Here is a 20470-nt window from a genome sequence, read left to right on the forward strand (position 1 = left end):
TGCTATTTTTAATCGTATTAGCTAATCTTTTTAGCTTGCATTGAGTATCTGGCATAATTTGCCGTGTGTATTTACGCTTTTGTATTTGGGTTGTTCGGTTATTAAATGGCAAAGGCACCAAACAATTAAATTAGAATATGAATACAATTACCAAGGACGGTATTACAGAATACACGGTCTATTTTTGTTACCAAAAAAGTATCGAGTTAGCTCCCTTTTTTAGTTGAATCTCTTTTTCTTTTGATCCAAATTTTAATAATACCGTATTTTCACGAGGTGAATGAATATTTAGATTCACAGGTTGTTTGTTGACCCAATCCAAATCAATTTCAAAACCACCTCTGGCCCTTATACCCTTTACACTGCCTTGGTCCCATGCATCGGGCAATGCTGGCAATATCCTAATTTCGTTCTCATTAGATTGCATAAGCATCTCAATGATGGCTGCGGCACCTCCAAAATTACCATCTATTTGAAATGGAGGATGTGCGTCCAAAAGATTAGGGTAAGTACCGCCTCCACCGGTATAGTTGAAGGTAAGGCCACTCGGTTTTACAGGTTTTAAAAGTTCTCTATACATTTTATAAGCCCTGTTGCCATCCCATAACCGGGTCCATAAATTAATACGCCATCCTTTGGACCAGCCTGTGGTCTCATCTCCCTTAATCTCTAGAGCTCTTTCAACTGCTTTGGCAAGCTCGGGAGTTTTATCCGGTGTGATATGGTGGCCAGGGTGTAAGCCAATTAAATGTGATTGATGCCTATGTTTAGGGTCTGCATCTTCCCAATCATAATACCATTCTTGTAAACTACCGTCCTTACCAATTTTATATGGATATAACTTTTCCCTAACCGTCCTTAGCTGGTTTCTAAATGCTGAATCTATATTCAGTATTTCTGACGCTTTGATGGTTTGGTCAAACAATTCCCTAATAATTGCAAGGTCTGAGGTGGCCCCATATAAAGTTGCACCTATATATCCTTCTGGCGTTTTAAACAGATTTTCCGGTGAAGTTGAGGGTGAAGTAATATAATATCCATCCTTATCTTGTACGAGCCACTCCAGACAAAACTCTGCAGCACCTTTCATTAAAGGATAGCCTTTTTCCCTTAAAAAGACTTCATCCATTGTATAGATATAATGTTCGTAAAGATGGGTACTCAACCATGCTCCTGCCATATTCCAATTGGCCCAAACGGGATCTCCTTTTCCGAAGCCCCCAACTGGGTTGGTCATGGCCCATATATCTGAATTGTGGCTTGCTGTCCAACCGTTGATTCCATAAAAAGTTTTCGCAGTTATCTTACCTGTTTTGGATAGATTTTCGATAAAACCCATAAGCGGCATGTGCAATTCGGATAGATTAGCACTTTCGGCCAGCCAATAGTTCTCTTCTGTATTTATATTTATCGTGTAATTACTGCTCCAAGGTGGCCTAACGTGCTGGTTCCAGATGCCTTGTAAGTTTGCAGGTACTTCCTTTGTTCTTGAACTCGATATTAATAAATACCTTCCAAATTGAAAATAAAGTATTTCCAAATTTTTATCCTCGGCGCCCTTGGCATATCGATAGAGTCGTTCATCCGTGGGAATATCTGGTGCAGAAGTATCACCTAGGGATAAGCTAACTCTATTAAAAAAGGACTGATAGTCCGTAATATGGGCTTCTTTTAACGTTTCAAAGGATTTGCTGGATGCCAACTCTAATTGTTGGGCGGCCAAGCTAGCATTGTCTTTTCCTTCCGTCGCAGGGTTTTTATCGAATCCGTTAAAACTGGTTTCAATGCTCATGAGGACAGTGGCGTGACTTGCATTTGAAAGGCTTAATGCATTTTTACTGATTTTTATCCTACCATCGGTTTCGGTAATTTGAAGTCGTACCGTAAACCTTGTACCTCTATTTGCATCAAATTGCACGGGATCAGGAACATCATTATATATGGGTTCCGCATGATAGGGAGCATACCCATTTACGGCAAGGGTCTGGCCGTCTTGAGAAATCTCATATTTCATTTCACTTTCAAATGCAATTTCAAAATTTAGTTTTTCCTCGCCCGCGGTACTATAATGCATTGCCATTACTTTATCCGGATGAGAAACAAAATATTCACGTTCAAAATCTGTACCTGCTATGTTGTAATTAGTTCTGGCCGTTGCGTTACTAATATCTAAGGACCGTTTATAATTTTGTGCTTTTTTGGAATGTTTAAAATTTATAAACAGGGTTCCTATGGGGGCATAGGACTCGGAAAAGGAGCCTTGTACTTTTTTGTACAATTCATTGGCCAACTTATAATCTTCATTGTTTAAAGCCTCCCTAACCAGAGGAATATTTTTATAGGCCTCCGGATTCATCATTGCATTGACGGGTTCACCAGACCAAAAAGTGGCATCATTTAGAAAAATTTTGTCTGTTTTTATACCACTAAAAACAGAAGCACCCATTTTACCGTTTCCAAGAACCAAGCTTTGTTCAAAATATTCTGCTGGTTCATCGAACCATAGAATATGATCTGATTGCGAAATAGCTGGAACTTTGATTAATAATGCAATTAAAAGGTAAACATACTTGGCCATTTTGCTTCTATTTTGGAATAGGTTTTACTATTTCGATTATTATTTTCAGATGACTAATTTAATTTTTCACATGCGGTCATTCTTCTTTATTCTACGAGATATCTTTCTTCCATACCTTTTTCATGGACTCTAAATATCAATAGTTTGGCACTGTCCTCTTTTGTAAATGGTGCATGTATTTTCCTGTAAGGTACAATGAAAGTATCTCCTTTGATATAGGTCATTTCAATTGATTCTTCTTGCCAAAGACATAATGTACCTTCAAGCACATGTACAAATTCTTCGCCAGGATGCCAATGCTTTGGTAAAGCTGTGTTTGGGGGAAATTCCACGCTACTTAAAATGACTTCTTTTCCATGGACACCCTCCAGTGAAGTAGATAGTAGATTATCGAAAATCATAGACTATATTTTTAATAAACTGTAAAAAAATGAAATAAAAAATATCAAATTCGCAGTAAAACTAATTTTATTACTACATAATATCCACAGTATTTATTGCTATCAATGATACTTTTTTTGCATTTAGTAGGCTTAATTCATTTGATTAGTATCATTTGGGGTGCTATAATTTTAAAACTTCTGGCTTTCGACTATTGCTTTTAAACAAACGTTTTATGCATCCAACTCCTTTTCGACCGGTGATAGATTTAAGTATATTCTTTAATACCTAAAAGAATTAGAAAAATGTGAATAATCCTAGTTATTAGTGAGTATGAAATTATGTATATAATTGATTAGAACCGTAATGATTTTATATTGATTTCAAATACAAAATTTGATCTTATTGCAAGATTAAAAAATAGAAATTCTAACTTTTGGAGGAATTGGATTCTTTAATGCAATAGTAATCCTATTTAAACGCTTTCAGTTCATTTAAAATTAAGAAGGTTACGCAAGTGTCAAGAAGGTGGAAAATAAGCTATTTGAATTTTCAAAATTGATGATATAGGGCAGGGGTTAAACCTTAGATATACCAATAGTAAATACTGTCACTAGTTTCTTAAGAACAGTTTTTTTTAAATGTGGCATTATTTATTTTCATGCTACATTTTGGTTATTAGAAAAAGTAACAGTAATTGTGGTCCCTTGTTCTTCAATGCTGTCTACGTGGATTTCACCCTGATTTCTTTTGATGAATTCAGAGCTAAGGACAAGTCCAAGTCCACTTCCTTTTTCACCGTTCGTACCATTGCTCCCTTTTGGTTTTTGGACTGAAAACAACTGTTTTCTAAATTCAGGGGCTATGCCCACACCTGTATCGGAGACTACTATTTTAATGTCTTTTGTAGATTGGGTAACGGATACATTGACAATTCCATCTTTATGGGTGAATTTTATGGCATTGTTTATCAAATTTCGAACGACAAACTCAATTTGATTCTTATCTCCCATAAATTGCGGATTGCCCATTACAGATGTTTGAAGGACAACCCCTTTATTAGTGGCTATGACCTTAAAGATTTTGGTTACTTCCTCTATGATTTCCTTTACCGAAATTAATTCTCTACGGTCCTCTATCACGTTCATTTGACATTTGGCCCAGACAATTAGATTATCTGCCATTTTTAGGGTATTATCAACCGATGAACTTAGCTGTTTACCCATATTTAAGATTTCATCCTTACTCAATAGTTCTATATGATCAACCAAAACAGAACTAAACGATTTGAGAGAAGTTAGTGGGCTTCTTAAATCATGAGCTACGATACTAAAGAATTTATTTTTAGTAGCGTTGAGGTCCTTTAATTCTTCTTTTTGCTTATGAATGGTCTCATTTTGCTCCGTTAGCTCTTTGTTGATGTTTTTCAATTTTTTTAAAACAATAAACAATCCCATTAGGAAAAATAGAATTACCAATAAACTTATGTTTCGATACAGAATCATTGCTGCCTGTGCAGCATTTTCCTTTTCTAAAGCTTGGGTTGTCATATTTAGTCTATGAATAGAGGCCATACTTTGTGTTAACCTATTTCTATCTTCAAGTTGAATTCTTTGAATTGATCTTGAGAGCTCATTATAGGCATTGATATAGTATTTAACCTTTTCCAGGTTGTTTTGGTCCAAATAAAAAGTCTGTAGGTTTTGATAAACCCTTAAAAGGGATTGGTTCAAATTAAAACTATCACAAAAGGCCTCCGTCTTTTCCAAAAAATTGAACTGAAGGTAGGAATCTCCTTCACTTTTGGCGATTTCTGCAAGTTGCATCATGGCCTCGAATGTGGCAACCTTTTGGGAGTTTTTGCCTAGCTGCTCTGAAATTTTAAGAACATTTTCAAAATAGTATTTGGCAGAATCAATTTGTCCTTCTTTTTCCATTATAAGCCCCATTACTTTATAACAACTTGACAGGACGGGTTTGTTACTTATGGAATCGTTAATTTTTATCGCATACTGGGTTAATTTTTTGGATTTAGTGAACTCACTATTATTGAAATAACTTTCCCCTAGGTTATGGGCGGCCACACCTATTCTTTCCATAATGCCCAGATTATTGAATATATCGAAGGATTTCTTGTGATAATTAATTTCTTGTCCACGATTGTGAAGACTACGATAAATATGTCCCATAGAGATATAGCAGTTGGCCATACCTTCCATATTGGAAAGTTTCTCAAAAATATCAAGCGCCTTATGTATATATTCCATGCTTATGAAGTAACTATCATTTATGGCATATATACTCGATAATATCCTATAGCTGTATGCTATTCCAATTTCATCTTTTAATTCAGTGGATAATTGTAAGGCTTCTTCAGCATATTTTAGTGATTTTAAATTGTCCACATAGGTTAATTCCCTACTTAGAGTATAAAGAATCTCAGTTTTTTCTTTGGAAGTGAGCTCTGGTTGGGTCAGTAAATATTCAAGTTCCTTTACGGATTGCGAGCGTACAATTGATCCTATTAAAAGAATTAATAGGAAAACGAATTTCTTGGACCGTATTCCAGTTAGAAAACCACAAGTGTTCATATTTCCGGGGGATTTGTAGGAAATTATTTATAAGTGAACGGTTGCCCTTTTAAAATAGTATGTTCAACCGTTTAATATAAATAAATATTGTTTCGTTGCCCAAAAGAAACTCATTCGGACAAATTTGAAAAGTTAAATTTTTGGATTTTGAGCTACAATACAGAAACAATGACTCTTTAATATCGTGTCAATGCTGGAAACCCGGTTTCCTTACCCTCAATAATAATCTAATTGTGATACCCTTTTTTCGCAGTTGAAGGTATTTGTACAATGGCCAAATTATTTGTCATTTCGACCTCCGTATGGCCATCCCCAGCTTCCTCGTAACACCATGCTTTGGCGGTAACTGGATGATTGTCATTATCATTTGAAGAAACATGAAGGGTTGTACTTTCACCTGCCTTTGCAGCAATGGATAGCCCTTCCTTTATCTTAATTTCAGGGGCATGGTTGGCCTCCTCAAAGGGTTTTACACACCAATCTGTACGCGCTGCAAAATCTAATTGCAGGGCCTTTATCCATCGCGTTTGAGGGTAACTTTTGTCCATATTTCCGGTTTCTGGATTAAGGTCCGTCTCATTGCCCCCATCTTCATAGCGGTAAGGTTTTTTTTGGGAAAGCACAAAACGACCGCTCCAACCGCCTCTAGATGGGTCCCAGTAGTTGTTCAATCCTACGTCGACCAAGTGCAAAAATGCGGGAGTGTCACCTTCCGATATAAAGTCATATCTTGAGAAAATTCCTCTTTCAGTATTGATGATTTTTGAAATATCGCCCTCAAAATGGTTGGGGTCACCTTCTTGTTTTTGCCCATCCCCATAGGAATAATATCTTTTGAGAAGTGGTCCATGGTCGTTGATAAAATTAGCGCCCATAAAGCTTCCCTCGAGAAAAGGTTGCTGACTTTTGGGAACTACTTGTTTCCAAGGATAGGCAAAACACCAGAATTGGTTGGTATTGTAAAAAACCCTAATCTTTGGCCAATTGGGTCCTATATAGTTTTTGTAGGTGGCATCTTGGTCCATAATGGTATAAATAATGGCCTTTTCAGAGACTTTTTTCTTGATATCTTTCCAGTCCTGGGTGTCCTTGTAATCCTCCTCAATGGATTTTAAGGCCATGGCAATGGTATTAGTACCGCCCCATGCCTGTAAAAACAGCTCTCTATCGTCATCATCAAGCAACTTTTCTCGTATCAATTTTGAACCTAATGTGCGTAGGGCCATTTCCCCTTCAAAATCAATATTTCTTACTTTGACCAAACCCAATAGCTTCTGGGTCGCTGGGTAGTTCTTATCATGTAAGATCAAGTTTGGGTAGACCTTGGCATATTCTTCAAGTAATTCCTCTATCCATTGGGTTCCAGGCCATCGTAGGTCCGTATGGTCCTTCCCATAGATTTTTTTGGTCATCTCCATTTCCAAGGTGAATTTGGTCCCCTTACCATCTCCCTTCCAATGCCACATAGAGCTTGAGTACACCAAACCTTGGGTTTCAAATTCATTGGAGTAGAGGAGATATGTGATGAAAGTGTCCACATCATCAATTTCACCATCGGTAGTCAAGATGGTGCGTTTAGGTAGATCTTGGGATACTATAGGAGCAAGTATTGGTAGAAATAATATGATTGTTAAAAGTCGTTATATTTTTAAAAATTTGAAAGCTTAGATTACGAAAGCGGTATCGCATTAATTTATTCAAGTTTAAAATATAACCCGATAAGATAAACCAATAAACCAAGGGGATGGGAACATAGCTGTATCCAATATTGTATCTTAGTTTAAAAATTGACCCATGCCTACTTCGGACAAAACCTATAAGGCTTTTGAACTGTTTGATGAAGCGAACAAAAAAGACCCCAACAGGGAAACCTATCTGGGGAAAGAATATCCCAAAGAGGTTTTGTATTCGATTCGCATGACCGAAAAACTGAACGAATTTGCCCCGGAGGCATCGGAGGCATTACGTTTAACGGCGAGGGCGCAACACATTTGTAGATGGGAGATTCCTAGGGAATCCTATGAAATGAATCGGGAGGGATATTTGAGATGGCGACAGGATTTAAAGAAATTCCATGCCGAAAAAGCCTCAGAAATATTGGAGAAAGTTGGATATGATCCGGAAACGATCGACAAGGTGAAATTTCTGTTGGAAAAAAAGCAGCTGAAACGAAACGCGGAAACCCAAACATTGGAGGATGTCATTTGTTTGGTCTTTTTGGAATTCTATTTTGAACCGTTCGCCAAGGAACATCCGGAGGAAAAAGTGGTGGATATTTTACAAAAGACCTGGCGTAAAATGTCGGAAAAAGGACAGGAGGCTGCCTTAAGACTTCCTTTGTCCCAAAAATCAAGGAAGCTAGTGGAAAAGGCATTGTCATAAATAAGAATAAATGAGAGCACATGGAGCGAAATGAACTATATCCCATTTTTTTAAAGGTTTCCAACCTTAAAATATTGATTGTGGGCGGCGGTAATGTGGCCTTGGAGAAATTGACCTTTCTTTTAAAATCGAGTCCCAATGCGCAGGTGGAGATGGTTTCGCCCATGTTTAGGGAGGAGACCGTGCAATTGGCTAAAAGTGCAAACATAATCATGCATGAGGATACGTATAATCCCAATTTTTTGAACGGCAAGCATTTGGTGGTTGCCACAACGGATAACGTTGCCGTGAACGAGCAAGTGTACCATGATTGCAGGGAACGCAGTATTTTGGTGAATGTGGCGGACAACCCTCCATTCTGTGATTTTTATATGGGAGGTATCGTCACGAAGGGGAACGTAAAAGTGGCGATTTCCACGAATGGAAAATCGCCCACGACCGCCAAAAGACTCCGACAGTTTTTTGAGGACGTCATCCCCGAGAATATTGATGATTTGGTCAAAAACCTCAATGAATTCAGAAAGACCATCAAGGGCGATTTTGAGGAGAAAGTGGAGACGTTAAATGAATTTACCAAGGGTTTGGTTGAAAAGAAGAATAAATGAAAATCAGGATACAAGGAAATTCCATACGCTACCGTCTTACAAAAAGTGAAGTGGAAACGTTAGCCCTAAAAGGTTACTATCAGGAGGAAACACAATTTGGAGAGAAAAGTTTCACCTATGCCCTAAAAGCGGATACGAACGTCCAAGTGTTGAGTGTTGATTTTAAGTCGGATACTATTACCTTGTATCTGAACAAGACCAAAAGTTTGGAATGGCCAAATAATGAGATAGTGGGTTTTAGTTCGAAGCTAAAAACTTCAAAGGGCACCACCTTATCACTTTTGTTGGAGAAGGATTTTGTGTGTATGGACAATACCGTTGAAGACCAATCGGATAATTATCCAAACCCCAAATTGTCAAAATAGGACCTGATTTCCTATTTTTACCCCCTCTGGACCGTCAGGCAGATGGCCAATTCAATTACGTTATGAGCGAACAGACCTGGGTGACCGATAACATTCCCTATTTGGAGGTACCAACAATTGCCGTTGATATAGAGAGACAAGTCGGGGCAAAGGGTGTCCATTATCTGAAATCCAAAATTGCTTTGGGGCAGCACCCGGTAAAGACAACTGAACGTTTACAATATTGGGCACATACAACACCCAATGCCATTTTCTTGGCGCAACGCGCAGATGGTGGAGACTGGAGAACGCTTACCTATGTGGAAGCCTGGCAGAAAATTCAGGCAATCGCGCAGTATCTCTTGGATACCGTGACATCAAAAGACAGGCCAATTGCTCTATTTTCCGGCAATAGTATTGAACATGGACTATTGGCAATGGCCGCTATGCACATTGGTATACCTTATGCGCCCATTAGTCCCGCGTACTCTTTGAAATCGGACAGTTTTGATAAACTGAAGCATTGTTTGGACATTCTGGACCCCCAATTGATTTTTGTCCAAGATGGAAATGCTTATAAAAAGGCGTTGGATGGCATAGCCAGCAACACCCGGAATTCCCGATTGGTTTTTGTTGAAAATGGGATGCGGGATTCGGACAGATTCGAGGATATCGTAAAAACCAAACCGACACTAAACGTTGCCGAAGCCCACGATAAAATAGGTAGGGATACCTTGGCAAAGGTATTGTTCACCAGTGGTTCCACAGGGCTGCCAAAGGGGGTCATGAATACCCATGGAAATCTTACGGCAAATTGGCAGCAGATTACCCAGACTTTCCCTTTCGTACAGAACGGTGCCTTGCAATTAATGGATTGGTTGCCTTGGAACCATACCTTTGGTAGCAATCATAATTTTGGGCTGGTCATGTACAATGGAGGCTCCCTGTATATTGACGAGGGCAGCCCGACTCCCAAGGGCATATTGCAATCCATTAGAAATCTCAAGGAATTTGCACCAACGGTTTATTTCAATGTACCCAAAGGGTTTGAGGAGCTCATTCCCTTTTTAAATGCCGATGAAGCTTTACGGCAGACGTTCTTCTCCAGACTAAAGATGCTTTTTTATGCCGGAGCCAGTATTTCGCAAAAAGTCTGGGACGAACTTGAAAGGCTTTCCATACAAACTACGGGAAAGCGGATATTGATATCTTCCGGTTTTGGAATGACGGAATCTAGCCCGTCCGCCATGTTTTGTACCGCGTATGACAGCAAGGCCGGATTTTTGGGGGTGCCGGTTCCTGGCTTGGAAATGAAACTGGTCCCCATGGGGAATAGGTGGGAGGCAAGGTTCAAGGGACCCAATATCACTCCGGGCTACTGGAAAAATGAAGTCGCCACGACCCATGCTTTTGACCGAGAAGGATTTTATAAAACTTCGGAAGCTTTAAAATTCATTGATGAGCGTGACCCCAATTTAGGCATGCGCTACGATGGTAGGATAGCGGAAGATTTTAAATTAAGTACCGGAACTTGGGTCAATGTGGGGAATCTTCGAAAAAACATCATTGCGGAAGGCAATGGTTTGGTCAAGGATGTTGTCATTACGGGGCATGACAAGGATTTTGTGGGGGCCGTTTTATTTCTGAATGTAGGATATTGTTCGGATTTTTTGGGCAGCGGACTTCCAATAACCCTAAGTGAAGTAGCAAATTCTCTCCCAATAAGGGACTATTTACAAAGGATCGTAGATACCCTAGCACAAAAAAGTACCGGTAGTTCAACTAAAATAAAGCGTGCCTTAATTGCAGATTTTGAACTTTCACCTGAACAAGGGGAAATAACGGAAAAGGGATCCATCAATCAGTATGCCTTCTTAAAGCACAGAAGTTCCTTGGTGGCCAAACTATACGGGCACAACTTGGAACCCGGAATTTTGGAAACAAACTACTAGCGGACCAAGAATGTACCTCAGGTACTTTATGGCTCCTTATGTTTTTTGGCATGTCAGATTGAGTGATTTTCGATAGCAAATTGTATCGAGAACCGTATGCTGAACTAGAATATTCTATCCTAGATATGTGCCCGAAAGGAGAGCGGGCTAATTTTACGGGCAGTACCCGTAAAATTCATTGGGATTGAAAAATGTTACTTTCAACAACCAACAACTGTCACACTGTGCGGCCTGCCCTGTGCCTTTCGGCTATGCTCAAGGTAAACTTTGTCGAAGGGGAGTCGAGAACCTAAGAACACGTACAATCCAACCCTCCAACAATCCATCCGTGTTCCTTCGAGCGTCCAGGGGCTTCGCGAGAGAACTTAGAAACACGGAAAACTCGATAAACAAAAAAATCCCTTCTAAATCAGAAGGGATTTTTTTGTTTACCAGGTAACTACGCTAACTTAAATTTGGCAGTACCTTCATGTTAAAGTACCCGTTTCAGCTACGCACATACTTTATCTATTGTTTTTCGAGAACCGCCATAAGTAGGTTATCGCCATTGACTACTGTCAAAGTGGTTCCGCTCAGGCTTAGTGTCCAATTTGGGTTTGTAGTGCATGATGATAAGCGATTTAGATACACGCTATAAATTCCATCGCTACCGGAACGAAAATCCATTGACCACTTACAATCATCAAAATCAATACGTACCGTAGCAGCGCAATCTTCTATAGCCATATTAAAGGAAAAATTTGGGTTTTGGTAAAAGACACCTGACCAGTTTCCTATTAATTCCGCAGGAGAAGGTGTTTGGCAACAATCCTCATCCTCTGCATCTATAAGACCATCACAATCATCATCCACACCATTTCCGCAAATTTCCTCGGCTCCGGGATTCACCGCCGGGTCGGTATCGTCGCAATCGCCCATCTCTCCAAAACCACATTCATTAAAGGGTACGTAGCCATCACCGTCTTGATCATCCAATCGAACATCCCCATGACCTTCATGGGCAGACAATGCGTTAAGGTTTACGTTGATCATGTGCCAAGAATCATCTTCAACGGAATAGTGACATATATCAACTTTTCCTTTCTTAGCTTTCAGATTCGCCGGTGCGTTATTCAATGTGCCCTGCGTTTCCTCGTAAGTGGTGTTTTGGTCGCTTTCACAGCCTACTAGAAAAAGGACTGCAACAGCAAAAAATAGTATTCTTTTCATTTTATAAGGTTTATAGGATTATTATAGCCTAATACTAACGCTTCCAAGCCCATAAATGAAATGCATTAGGACGAACACCTCTAAATACTGTCCGAATGGCCGTTATTTTCTATCCGGGAGGGCGTAATACTAACCAATCCAACAGTATGGATTTATCACCTCGAGCAGCCTGCCCTGAGCGTGGACACTGAGCGTAGCCGAAGGGAGTCGAAGTGAAGTATAAGGGAACAACCAACAACCAACAACCAACAACCAATAACCAATAACCAATAACCAATAACCTACATCAACCCTCCCGAAATTGCACAAGGCGCTACGCCCATCCTCTTTTTCAGGCAAAGAAACAGTAACGCTATTAATTCGGTTTTGTTAACTTTAGCATCCATTGATAAAATCTAGACCAATAGAAGCAACCCTAAACGGGGTACATTTTCACTACACCGGTAACCTTATTCCTATGAAGATATTCTTGAGCTTAATTTCCTTTTATTTGCTCGTCAGTAATTCATTACTCGCCCAAACAACTCAAAAACAAAGAGTTATCATCCTAACGGATATTGAAGCGGATCCAGATGATACGCAGTCCTTGGTGCGCTTGCTGCTCTATTCCAATCAAATCGATATCCAAGGACTGGTGGCCACCACCTCCTGCTGGATGCAAAACAGAATAAATCCGGAGTCCATTGCCAGGGTGCTACGCGCGTATGGAGAAGTACAGCCCAACCTTTTAAAACACGAATCCGGCTATCCGGAATCGGAAGCCTTGTTATCCTTGATCAAAGAGGGACTTCCGGTGTACGGTATGAACGGTGTGGGCGACGGTAAAGATTCCGAGGGTTCAGATTGGATCATTAAGGTCTTGGAAGAAAAGGATGATCGCCCGTTATGGATTTCGGTTTGGGGCGGTGTAAATACCTTGGCGCAATCTCTACATAAAATAAAACAGACGAAAAGTAAAAGCGAAGCCAAGCGATTGGTCTCAAAACTGCGGGTATATACCATTTCCGATCAGGATGACAGCGGCCTTTGGATACGCAACACGTTTCCGGAGCTGTTTTATATCGTTTCCCCGGGAGATCACTATGCCTCGGCGACTTGGACGGGCATTAATAGCTATATCAACGGAATCGATAACAACACCATAAGTAATGCGTGGATCGCCGAAAATATTCAGCAGGACCATGGGCCTTTAGGTGCGGAATATCCCGATGTGGCCTGGGGCGTAGAAGGGGATACGCCCGCTTTTTTGTCCTTGATACCCAACGGGCTTAACGAACCCGAACGTCCGGATTGGGGGGCTTGGGGCGGCCGATATGCCCTCTACAAACCAGAATTTGACAAGACCAAAAAAGGAGGTTCTATCGTAACCATTGCTCCCGAAACCAGGGCTATTTGGACGAATGTCGATGATGCCTATACGCCTTATGTACCCCAAGAATATGGGCGGACCGTAAAAAGGGATACTGTTACCTTCAAGGATAATAAGGTCACCTTATGGCGATGGCGGGATGATTTTCAAAATGATTTTGCCGCCCGTATGGACTGGTGTTTCATGAACTATGAAGAAGCGAACCATCCGCCGGTCCCCGGGTTGACCCATCCGGAGGAGTTTACCGTAAAATCGGGCGAAGCTTTTAGTCTGGATGCTTTTAATTCTACCGACCCAGATGGGGATAACCTGAGTTATTTATGGTTTTACTATCCGGAGGAAAGCACGTATAAAAACGAAGTCAATTTAGGGGCGGAGAACGTCCATATCGTGAACCTTACGGCGCCCAAGGTTGATAAAAAGGAGACCCTGCATTTTATTTTGAAGCTCTCCGATAAAGGCAGCCCTTCCTTAACTAGATACAAGCGTGTTATCGTTACGGTGGTGCCTAAATAGCGGATGCGGCCACCTTCGCACTGGTGTAAGAGGTGTGCAAATTTTATCATATAAAGCATATACATTTTGCATACCTAATTATATGTTACATCTTGCCAATGGAACGAACCACTATGAACGACTCGTTTAAGTAGTTGAGACCCTAAATTGGTCGTAACGCTTACATAAGACACTAGACGGGAATCGCAAAGCACGTAGCCAACAATCAAACGCTGGAATTGACAAAAAAATTCCTTTTGGTCAAACCAATGTAGAGTGGATTTGTTTCTGTTCACCTAAAAAAATACACGAGGATTATTTTTATTTTCTTCGAATTTTAATCCATCCATTTGTTAAAATTTAGAAGTTCATCACGCATATTTCCCATGCTATTTGCCAGTAATTTAGTGGTCTAGCCTATCCTATCTTTTAGCCGTCTTTAGATCTTGATTCTTTCTTGAAGTTCAGGATGTTGATCAACCAAAAAAATGTAACCAAAGATGATTTATAACTTTATTTGTTTAATTTTAAATTATTGTAATACAAATACTTGCATATTATTTTCTAGTTCTGGTTTTTAGTTTTCATTTTTCATTGTTGATAAAAGTGTTGAAAAAGTTAAGAGGTTCATCCACTATGGAAGGGGTAAAAATTTGACCTTTATACCTCTCAAAATAGTTTCATTTTTAACCTTTTATTAACATGGAGATAACGGAAGTCATCAAAAGGGACTTTACTACCAAACCCTTTCAATTACACAAGATCACGAATGCAATTTTGAAGGCCATGACCGCTGTGGAATTAGGTGGTCCAGGTGATGCCGAAAAAATTTCCGATACCGTCTATGCGGCCCTTTTGGAAAGAAAGAAAGCGGATTCCGCTTACAAGCCAACGGTAGAGGAGGTACAGGATTTTGTAGAGAAAAAGTTAATGGAGGGTGGCTTTTTTGAAGTTGCCAAGGCATATATATTATATAGGAATGAACAGGCCCAAAAAAGGAAATCAAATATTTTTGAGAAGCGTATCAATCTAAAGCCTTATGAATATCCTGCTTTATACGAATATGTGCCGGCGATCAGGCATTCCTATTGGATTCATACGGAATTTAATTTCACAAGTGATATTCAGGATTTTAAGACCCGTCTCACAGATACGGAACGCAGTGCCATAAAGAATACCATGCTGGCCATTTCCCAGATAGAAGTGGCGGTAAAAAGCTTTTGGGGCGATATCTATCACAAAATGCCCAAACCTGAAATTGGTTCTGTAGGGGCCACTTTCGCCGAAAGTGAGGTAAGACACCATGATGCCTATTCCCATCTTTTGGAAATCCTTGGGTTGAACCAAGAGTTCAAGAACCTGAAGAAAAAGCCAGTTATTATGAAGCGCGTCCATTATTTAGAGACCGCCTTAAAAAATGCAAAAAGTGAGGACAATAAGGAATACGCAGAGTCCATTCTTCTATTTTCCCTGTTCATTGAACATGTATCCTTGTTTTCGCAGTTCTTGATCATCATGGCCTTCAACAAATACAAGAACATGCTAAAAGGTATTTCCAATGTAGTGGAGGCTACCTCCAAGGAGGAGCAGATACATGGGGATTTTGGTATCGATATTATCAACATCATCAAAGATGAGAACCCAGATTGGTTCGATGTGGAATACCACAGCATGGTTCAAGATATGTGTAAGGACGCTTTTGAGGCCGAAAGCGATATCATCGATTGGATTTTTGAAGCTGGAGAAATTGACTTTTTACCCAAGGTTCTGGTAAAAGAGTTCATAAAAAAGAGATTTAACGATTCCTTGGACAGTATAGGTATCGACAAAATATTTGAGGTAGATGAGAATCTTTTAGCCCAGACCGAGTGGTTTGACGATGAGATTATCGGTACCAAACATGGGGACTTTTTTGTAAAGAGATCCATTAACTACAGTAAAAGAACACAAAGTATAACCAGCGACGACTTATTTTAACATGAACGAGACAAAACTAAACCTACAAAACGAAGTAGTACAAGAAGGAAAAGTATTAAAGGGCTCTGACCAACTGGTGCAAGCCAGAAAAGAGGCAATAAAGAACTTGTCCGAAGGTAAGGGGCAAGGAAAGGGATTTGCCTGGTTGAACGACCATAGCCGAAATTTTTTGGCATCGGGTTACCTTACAAAAGGAGTTACCCCGGAGGAACGAATCCGTGAAATTGCGGATAGGGCAGAGGCTATCTTGAATATGCCAGGATTTTCCGATAAGTTCTACGGCTACATGAGCGAAGGCTTTTTCTCGTTGGCCTCTCCGGTGTGGTCGAACTTTGGTAAACAGAGAGGGCTTCCCATTAGTTGCTTTGGGTCGCACATCGATGACGATATGGGCAACATCCTTTACACCCAGTCTGAAGTGGGCATGATGTCCAAATTGGGTGGAGGAACTTCAGGTTATTTCGGAAAAATAAGACATCGTGGTGCCGAGGTAAAAAATAACGGTCAGGCTTCCGGTGCCGTCCATATCATGCAACTTTTTGAGAGTATGGTGGATGTGGTAAGCCAAGGGTCTGTGCGTCGCGGTAGGTTTTCCCCGTATTTACCCGTGGAACATCCGGATATTAAAGAATTTTTGGAAATAGGAACCGAAGGAAACCCCATTCAAGAGTTGACCCACGGAGTAACGGTTACCAACGAATGGATGCAGGAGATGGTAGACGGTGATACAGATAAGCGCGCCATATGGGCCAAAGTACTGCAGCGTAGGGGAGAAATGGGCTATCCTTATATTTTCTTTAAGGACAACGCCAACAACGGTGCAGCCGATGTATACAGGGATAAAAACCACCCTATTTACGCAAGTAATCTGTGTACGGAAATCATGTTGCCATCCAATGAAAATTGGTCCTTTGTATGTGTATTGTCCTCAGTGAACCTATTACACTATGATCAATGGAAAAATACCGATGCCGTGGAAACCATGGTCTATTTCTTGGATGCCGTGATTACGGAGTTCTGTGAAAAATTGGAGGTATACCGTGATTCCGATAGTAGGGAAGATCGTCAAACATTCCTTTTTATGGAACGTGCCTATAACTTTGCCAAGGATAACCGTGCCTTGGGGCTTGGGGTGTTAGGCTGGCACTCCTTATTACAGTCAAAAATGTTGGCGTTCGATAGTCAGGAGGCCTATAACCTGAACAGTGAAATATTCAAGACCATTAAGGAAAAGTCCTATAAGGCTTCCGAGGAATTGGCACAAAAATTTGGTGAGCCTCAAGTATTGAAAGGGTACGGTAGACGAAACGCCACGTTGAACGCAATCGCTCCAACAACCTCTTCAGCGTTCATATTGGGTCAAGTATCCCAAGGAATAGAGCCCATTTGGTCCAACACCTATGTCAAGGATATTGCCAAGGTGAAAACGACGATTAGAAATCCTTATTTGGAGGACTTATTGGAGGAGAAAGGCAAGAATACGACCGAAGTTTGGAGAAGTATCCGCGATTTTGATGGTTCCGTACAACACTTGGATTTCTTGACCGATGAGGAGAAGGCCGTATTTAAAACATACTCGGAAATAGACCAGATGGATATCATCTATCAGGCGGCCAATAGGCAAAACCATATTGACCAAGGTCAGTCCGTGAACATCATCGTCCATCCGGAAATGCCCGTCAAGGAAATCAACAAAATCCACGTAACTGCTTGGAAACTGGGATTGAAGTCGCTATACTATCAGCATAGTATGAACGCCGCCCAAAAATTCAAACAAAAGAAGGAATGTGCGAGTTGTGAAGCATAAATTTTTCAGATAGCAACATGTTGAAACTAAAAGACCTGCTCAAAAGCAGGTCTTTTTTTGTATACCAGGTAATTAAAATCAATTCGTCAAAAATTAAAACTTCGCAGAGCGGGAAGGCATAATCCTGTAAAATCTTGGAGAATACAGAGTTGTATATGTTATCCGGTTTCCTTCCCGTAACTTTGTAGAAAGTAAAACCAGCCTTTGAAGAAAGCCATCCTGTACATGGTAATAAGTACCTTCTCGTTCACCCTAATGAACGCGTTCGTAAAATACTTAAGCCATTTCCCCACGTTTGAAATCGTTTTTTTCAGGTCAATAGGCTCGCTTTTCTTGGCTACCTCCTACATTCTTATAAAAGGCATACCCATATTAGGGAACAACAAAAGACTCATGCTCTATAGGTCGTTTGCAGGCTTGATTGCAATGAGCCTTTTTTTTATGTCCTTAAAATATATTCCCGTGGGTACGGCCGTCTCCCTTAGATATATTGCCCCCATCTTTGCCACCTTTTTTGCGGTCTTCTGGTTGAAAGAAAAGTTGCGGGCGGTACAGTGGTTGCTTTTTTTGATAGCATTTTGTGGGGTCCTGGTCATAAAGGGTTTTGGGGATGCATTGGATACTACAGGTTTGTTACTCGTCTTAACGGCTTCGGTATTTAGTGGTATGGTCTATGTACTCATTCGTAAAATAGGTAAGGGAGACCATCCCCTGGTGGTTGTAAACTATTTTATGTTTACGGGTACCGTGGTTGGGGGCGTTTTGAGTATTCAAAATTTCACCCTTCCCCATGATGATGAATGGTTTTTGTTGTTGAGCCTCGGATTTTTTGGATTTTTTGGACAATTATTTATGACCAAAGCATTTCAAGTGGCCAAAACCAGCTTGGTAGCCCCTCTAAAATATATAGAGGTTATTTTTACACTGACCGTGGGTGTATTCTGGTTCGGGGATTATTATTCCTTTTTTAGTCTTTTGGGAATATTGATGATCATTGGCGCGTTGGTGGCCAATGTATTTGTTGGAAAACGATAGTCTATTAAGGAAAACTTATCTACCCGTCCTCGTATTTGCTATACTGTTGTTGATATCATTCATAGAATTCAGTACAGCGGTGGTAATTTCATTTTCTATTTCATGGGAATACTGTAGGAACAGTATAGCGGATACTATCAGCATGCATAGTACAATGACGTCCGTCATTAATTTTAGGTCGAGGCTATTTTTTGAGGAAGTGTTCATCTGTTTAAAGGTTTGGTTCCTATTAGGTCAATTTACAAATCTTTAACATAATTAACAAATAATTAAGAAAAATATCCTGCTCCAAATTGATGATGTCCTCCGATGAAATGAATTTCTAGGATGAACGGATAGAATTATTCGATGAAATACCTGAAATTTTAAGAAAAAAGCCAAAAACCTGTCAAAACCTATGAATTTTTAATAAGTGTTCAGTGGTAAGCATTTAGGAACTTTGTCATGTTGAACCCCAAAACCAAGTATTATGAGAAATACGCTAGCTTACAGAATGGTAATCGGGTGTAGCCTAATCATAGGTTCTTATACACTAAATGCCCAGGACGGTTTGGTGGTTTCCAATGGAACCCATCAATTGACCGAAACAGAAAAACGCCTCCAGAATTATGAGGATCTAAAGTCTTTGGGTTATTCTGAAGAGGAAATCTATCAAGATTTGGGTAATGCCCATTTTTTGTCACACAATTATGAAACCGCCTTGTTCTGGTATCAGAAATTGATTGAAATCAGCCCGGACGGTCAATTGGATAGTTCCTATCAGAAGCGCTATGATTATGCCCTATCAAAACTTGGTGATGCGGCAAAATCCGTGGAAGAGGACGAGAATTGGACGGAGCTTGTAAAGTCAGACTACCATATGACCGATGCTTCCTCAAAAACGGGGAACAAACTGTCTAGAAGGAAAAACTTTAAAGCGCTATCCATTAACCCAGAATATAGCACCGCATCCCTAGGCAATGAAATGTCGTATTTTTTGGAGCTACAGGAAAACCCCAAGGTAAAGGATTTTACCTATGAAAGCCCTGCCGTGTTGACCAAGGACGGGAAAACGGCCTACTTCAGCAAAGAGGTTTGGGTAAAACCAACAACGGGGATATTTTCAAAAAAACAAAAAGTTCATAGGATTTATAGGGCCGATAAGGTCAACGGGGAATGGAAATCCATTAAGGAACTGGCATTATGTCCCACGGAATACTCCGCCTTGCATCCGGCAATTTCCAAGGACGGCACGAGGCTATTCTTTGCTTCCAATATGCCAGGAACCTTTGGAGCGTTTGACATTTATGTCACTACCATAAAATCCAATGGTATCGTTGGTGTGGCCAAGAACTTGGGCACCAAAGTAAATACGGCAAAGAATGAAATGTATCCCAAGGTTATGGAAGGAAACACCTTGGTTTTTGCCTCTGAAGGCCATCAAGGATATGGTGGATTGGATGTCTTTATGGTAGAGGTCGAAAAAAGAAACGTAGGCTTGGCCATGAACATGGGCAGTTCCATAAACAGCCCAAGCGATGACTTTTCCATACAGTTTACCAACGGCCAAATGGGATATGTGATGTCCAACAGAGGTGGAAATGGCACCGCCCTGGAAATGGTCGCGTTCTCCTACTTTGGTGAAAATAATACCAAGAATGTTAGGGATTTCCACTTGATGGAAGCCATGAACACGGAAACAAGGACCCAATACTCAACATCGGTTTTTGAGGATGAAAATTAATTGGATATAATCCTTCCCCTAA

General features: G+C 40.3%; 15 protein-coding genes. 9 read left to right on the top strand and 6 right to left on the bottom strand.

Annotation, left to right across the window (positions count from 1 at the left end; translation table 11 throughout):
* Positions 1-187: 187 nt before the first annotated feature.
* The 4 genes from DZC72_RS09665 to DZC72_RS09680 form a co-directional block, all read right to left on the bottom strand.
* Complete coding sequence (locus DZC72_RS09665) at positions 188-2578, bottom strand: glycoside hydrolase family 95 protein (protein WP_125222736.1); 2391 nt, start codon at positions 2576-2578, stop codon at positions 188-190.
* An 86-nt stretch (positions 2579-2664) separates the two neighbouring features.
* Positions 2665-2979 (bottom strand): cupin domain-containing protein, encoded by a 315-nt coding sequence (locus DZC72_RS09670; protein WP_125222737.1) that lies wholly within the window; start codon positions 2977-2979, stop codon positions 2665-2667.
* Between the two features lie 639 nt (positions 2980-3618).
* The gene (locus DZC72_RS09675; protein WP_125222738.1) at positions 3619-5550 is read right to left on the bottom strand and encodes a tetratricopeptide repeat-containing sensor histidine kinase; all 1932 of its coding nucleotides are present in this window, start codon (positions 5548-5550) and stop codon (positions 3619-3621) included.
* 227 nt (positions 5551-5777) lie between these two features.
* Complete coding sequence (locus tag DZC72_RS09680) at positions 5778-7115, bottom strand: DUF1593 domain-containing protein (protein ID WP_243641711.1); 1338 nt, start codon at positions 7113-7115, stop codon at positions 5778-5780.
* A gap of 229 nt (positions 7116-7344) precedes the next feature.
* On the opposite strand from DZC72_RS09680, the gene DZC72_RS09685 reads away from it, so the two are divergent.
* The 4 genes from DZC72_RS09685 (at position 7345) to DZC72_RS09700 (ending at position 10833) form a co-directional block, all read left to right on the top strand.
* Complete coding sequence (locus tag DZC72_RS09685) at positions 7345-7932, top strand: DUF4202 domain-containing protein (protein ID WP_125222739.1); 588 nt, start codon at positions 7345-7347, stop codon at positions 7930-7932.
* 20 nt (positions 7933-7952) lie between these two features.
* A complete protein-coding gene (locus tag DZC72_RS09690) occupies positions 7953-8537 on the top strand; it encodes a precorrin-2 dehydrogenase/sirohydrochlorin ferrochelatase family protein (protein WP_125222740.1) in 585 nt (194 codons plus the stop codon).
* Positions 8534-8902 (top strand): DUF7009 family protein, encoded by a 369-nt coding sequence (locus DZC72_RS09695; RefSeq protein WP_125222741.1) that lies wholly within the window; start codon positions 8534-8536, stop codon positions 8900-8902. The genes DZC72_RS09690 and DZC72_RS09695 overlap by 4 nt, the downstream gene beginning before the upstream one ends.
* 62 nt (positions 8903-8964) lie before the next feature.
* Positions 8965-10833, top strand: a complete 1869-nt coding sequence (locus DZC72_RS09700; protein WP_125222742.1) for a feruloyl-CoA synthase — start codon at positions 8965-8967, stop codon at positions 10831-10833.
* Positions 10834-11340: 507 nt separating this feature from the next.
* On the opposite strand, the gene DZC72_RS09705 is transcribed toward DZC72_RS09700, so the two are convergent.
* Positions 11341-12042, bottom strand: coding sequence for a MopE-related protein (locus DZC72_RS09705; protein ID WP_125222743.1), 702 nt, complete (start codon positions 12040-12042; stop codon positions 11341-11343).
* Positions 12043-12499: 457 nt separating this feature from the next.
* Between DZC72_RS09705 and DZC72_RS09710 the strand changes: the two genes are divergently transcribed.
* The 4 genes from DZC72_RS09710 to DZC72_RS09725 all read left to right on the top strand — a co-directional run bounded on the left by DZC72_RS09710 (position 12500) and on the right by DZC72_RS09725 (position 18725).
* On the top strand, positions 12500-13927 hold the full coding sequence (locus tag DZC72_RS09710) for a DUF1593 domain-containing protein (RefSeq protein ID WP_125222744.1): 1428 nt from the start codon (positions 12500-12502) through the stop codon (positions 13925-13927).
* A gap of 681 nt (positions 13928-14608) precedes the next feature.
* Complete coding sequence (locus tag DZC72_RS09715; RefSeq protein ID WP_125222745.1) at positions 14609-15883, top strand: ribonucleotide-diphosphate reductase subunit beta; 1275 nt, start codon at positions 14609-14611, stop codon at positions 15881-15883.
* Between the two features lies 1 nt (position 15884).
* On the top strand, positions 15885-17690 hold the full coding sequence (locus DZC72_RS09720) for a ribonucleoside-diphosphate reductase subunit alpha (protein ID WP_125222746.1): 1806 nt from the start codon (positions 15885-15887) through the stop codon (positions 17688-17690).
* Between the two features lie 204 nt (positions 17691-17894).
* Entirely contained in the window at positions 17895-18725 is an 831-nt protein-coding gene (locus DZC72_RS09725; protein WP_262707263.1) for a DMT family transporter, read from the top strand.
* Positions 18726-18740: 15 nt separating this feature from the next.
* On the opposite strand, the gene DZC72_RS09730 is transcribed toward DZC72_RS09725, so the two are convergent.
* Positions 18741-18932 (bottom strand): hypothetical protein, encoded by a 192-nt coding sequence (locus DZC72_RS09730; protein WP_125222747.1) that lies wholly within the window; start codon positions 18930-18932, stop codon positions 18741-18743.
* 262 nt (positions 18933-19194) lie between these two features.
* Between DZC72_RS09730 and DZC72_RS09735 the strand changes: the two genes are divergently transcribed.
* Positions 19195-20448 carry a PD40 domain-containing protein gene (locus DZC72_RS09735; RefSeq protein ID WP_125222748.1) on the top strand — a complete coding sequence of 418 codons (1254 nt, stop codon included), beginning with the start codon at positions 19195-19197 and terminating at the stop codon, positions 20446-20448.
* Positions 20449-20470: the final 22 nt, after the last annotated feature.

Source organism: Maribacter algicola, from assembly GCF_003933245.1.
GTDB classification, from domain to species: Bacteria; Bacteroidota; Bacteroidia; order Flavobacteriales; family Flavobacteriaceae; genus Maribacter; species Maribacter algicola.

Coding starts and splice junctions, on each gene's coding strand:
- DZC72_RS09665 (WP_125222736.1), bottom strand. CDS start 2,578: ATGGCCAAGTATGTTTACCTTTTAATTGCATTATTAATCAAAGTTCCA.
- DZC72_RS09670 (WP_125222737.1), bottom strand. CDS start 2,979: ATGATTTTCGATAATCTACTATCTACTTCACTGGAGGGTGTCCATGGA.
- DZC72_RS09675 (WP_125222738.1), bottom strand. CDS start 5,550: ATGAACACTTGTGGTTTTCTAACTGGAATACGGTCCAAGAAATTCGTT.
- DZC72_RS09685 (WP_125222739.1), top strand. CDS start 7,345: ATGCCTACTTCGGACAAAACCTATAAGGCTTTTGAACTGTTTGATGAA.
- DZC72_RS09690 (WP_125222740.1), top strand. CDS start 7,953: ATGGAGCGAAATGAACTATATCCCATTTTTTTAAAGGTTTCCAACCTT.
- DZC72_RS09695 (WP_125222741.1), top strand. CDS start 8,534: ATGAAAATCAGGATACAAGGAAATTCCATACGCTACCGTCTTACAAAA.
- DZC72_RS09700 (WP_125222742.1), top strand. CDS start 8,965: ATGAGCGAACAGACCTGGGTGACCGATAACATTCCCTATTTGGAGGTA.
- DZC72_RS09705 (WP_125222743.1), bottom strand. CDS start 12,042: ATGAAAAGAATACTATTTTTTGCTGTTGCAGTCCTTTTTCTAGTAGGC.
- DZC72_RS09710 (WP_125222744.1), top strand. CDS start 12,500: ATGAAGATATTCTTGAGCTTAATTTCCTTTTATTTGCTCGTCAGTAAT.
- DZC72_RS09715 (WP_125222745.1), top strand. CDS start 14,609: ATGGAGATAACGGAAGTCATCAAAAGGGACTTTACTACCAAACCCTTT.
- DZC72_RS09720 (WP_125222746.1), top strand. CDS start 15,885: ATGAACGAGACAAAACTAAACCTACAAAACGAAGTAGTACAAGAAGGA.
- DZC72_RS09730 (WP_125222747.1), bottom strand. CDS start 18,932: ATGAACACTTCCTCAAAAAATAGCCTCGACCTAAAATTAATGACGGAC.
- DZC72_RS09735 (WP_125222748.1), top strand. CDS start 19,195: ATGAGAAATACGCTAGCTTACAGAATGGTAATCGGGTGTAGCCTAATC.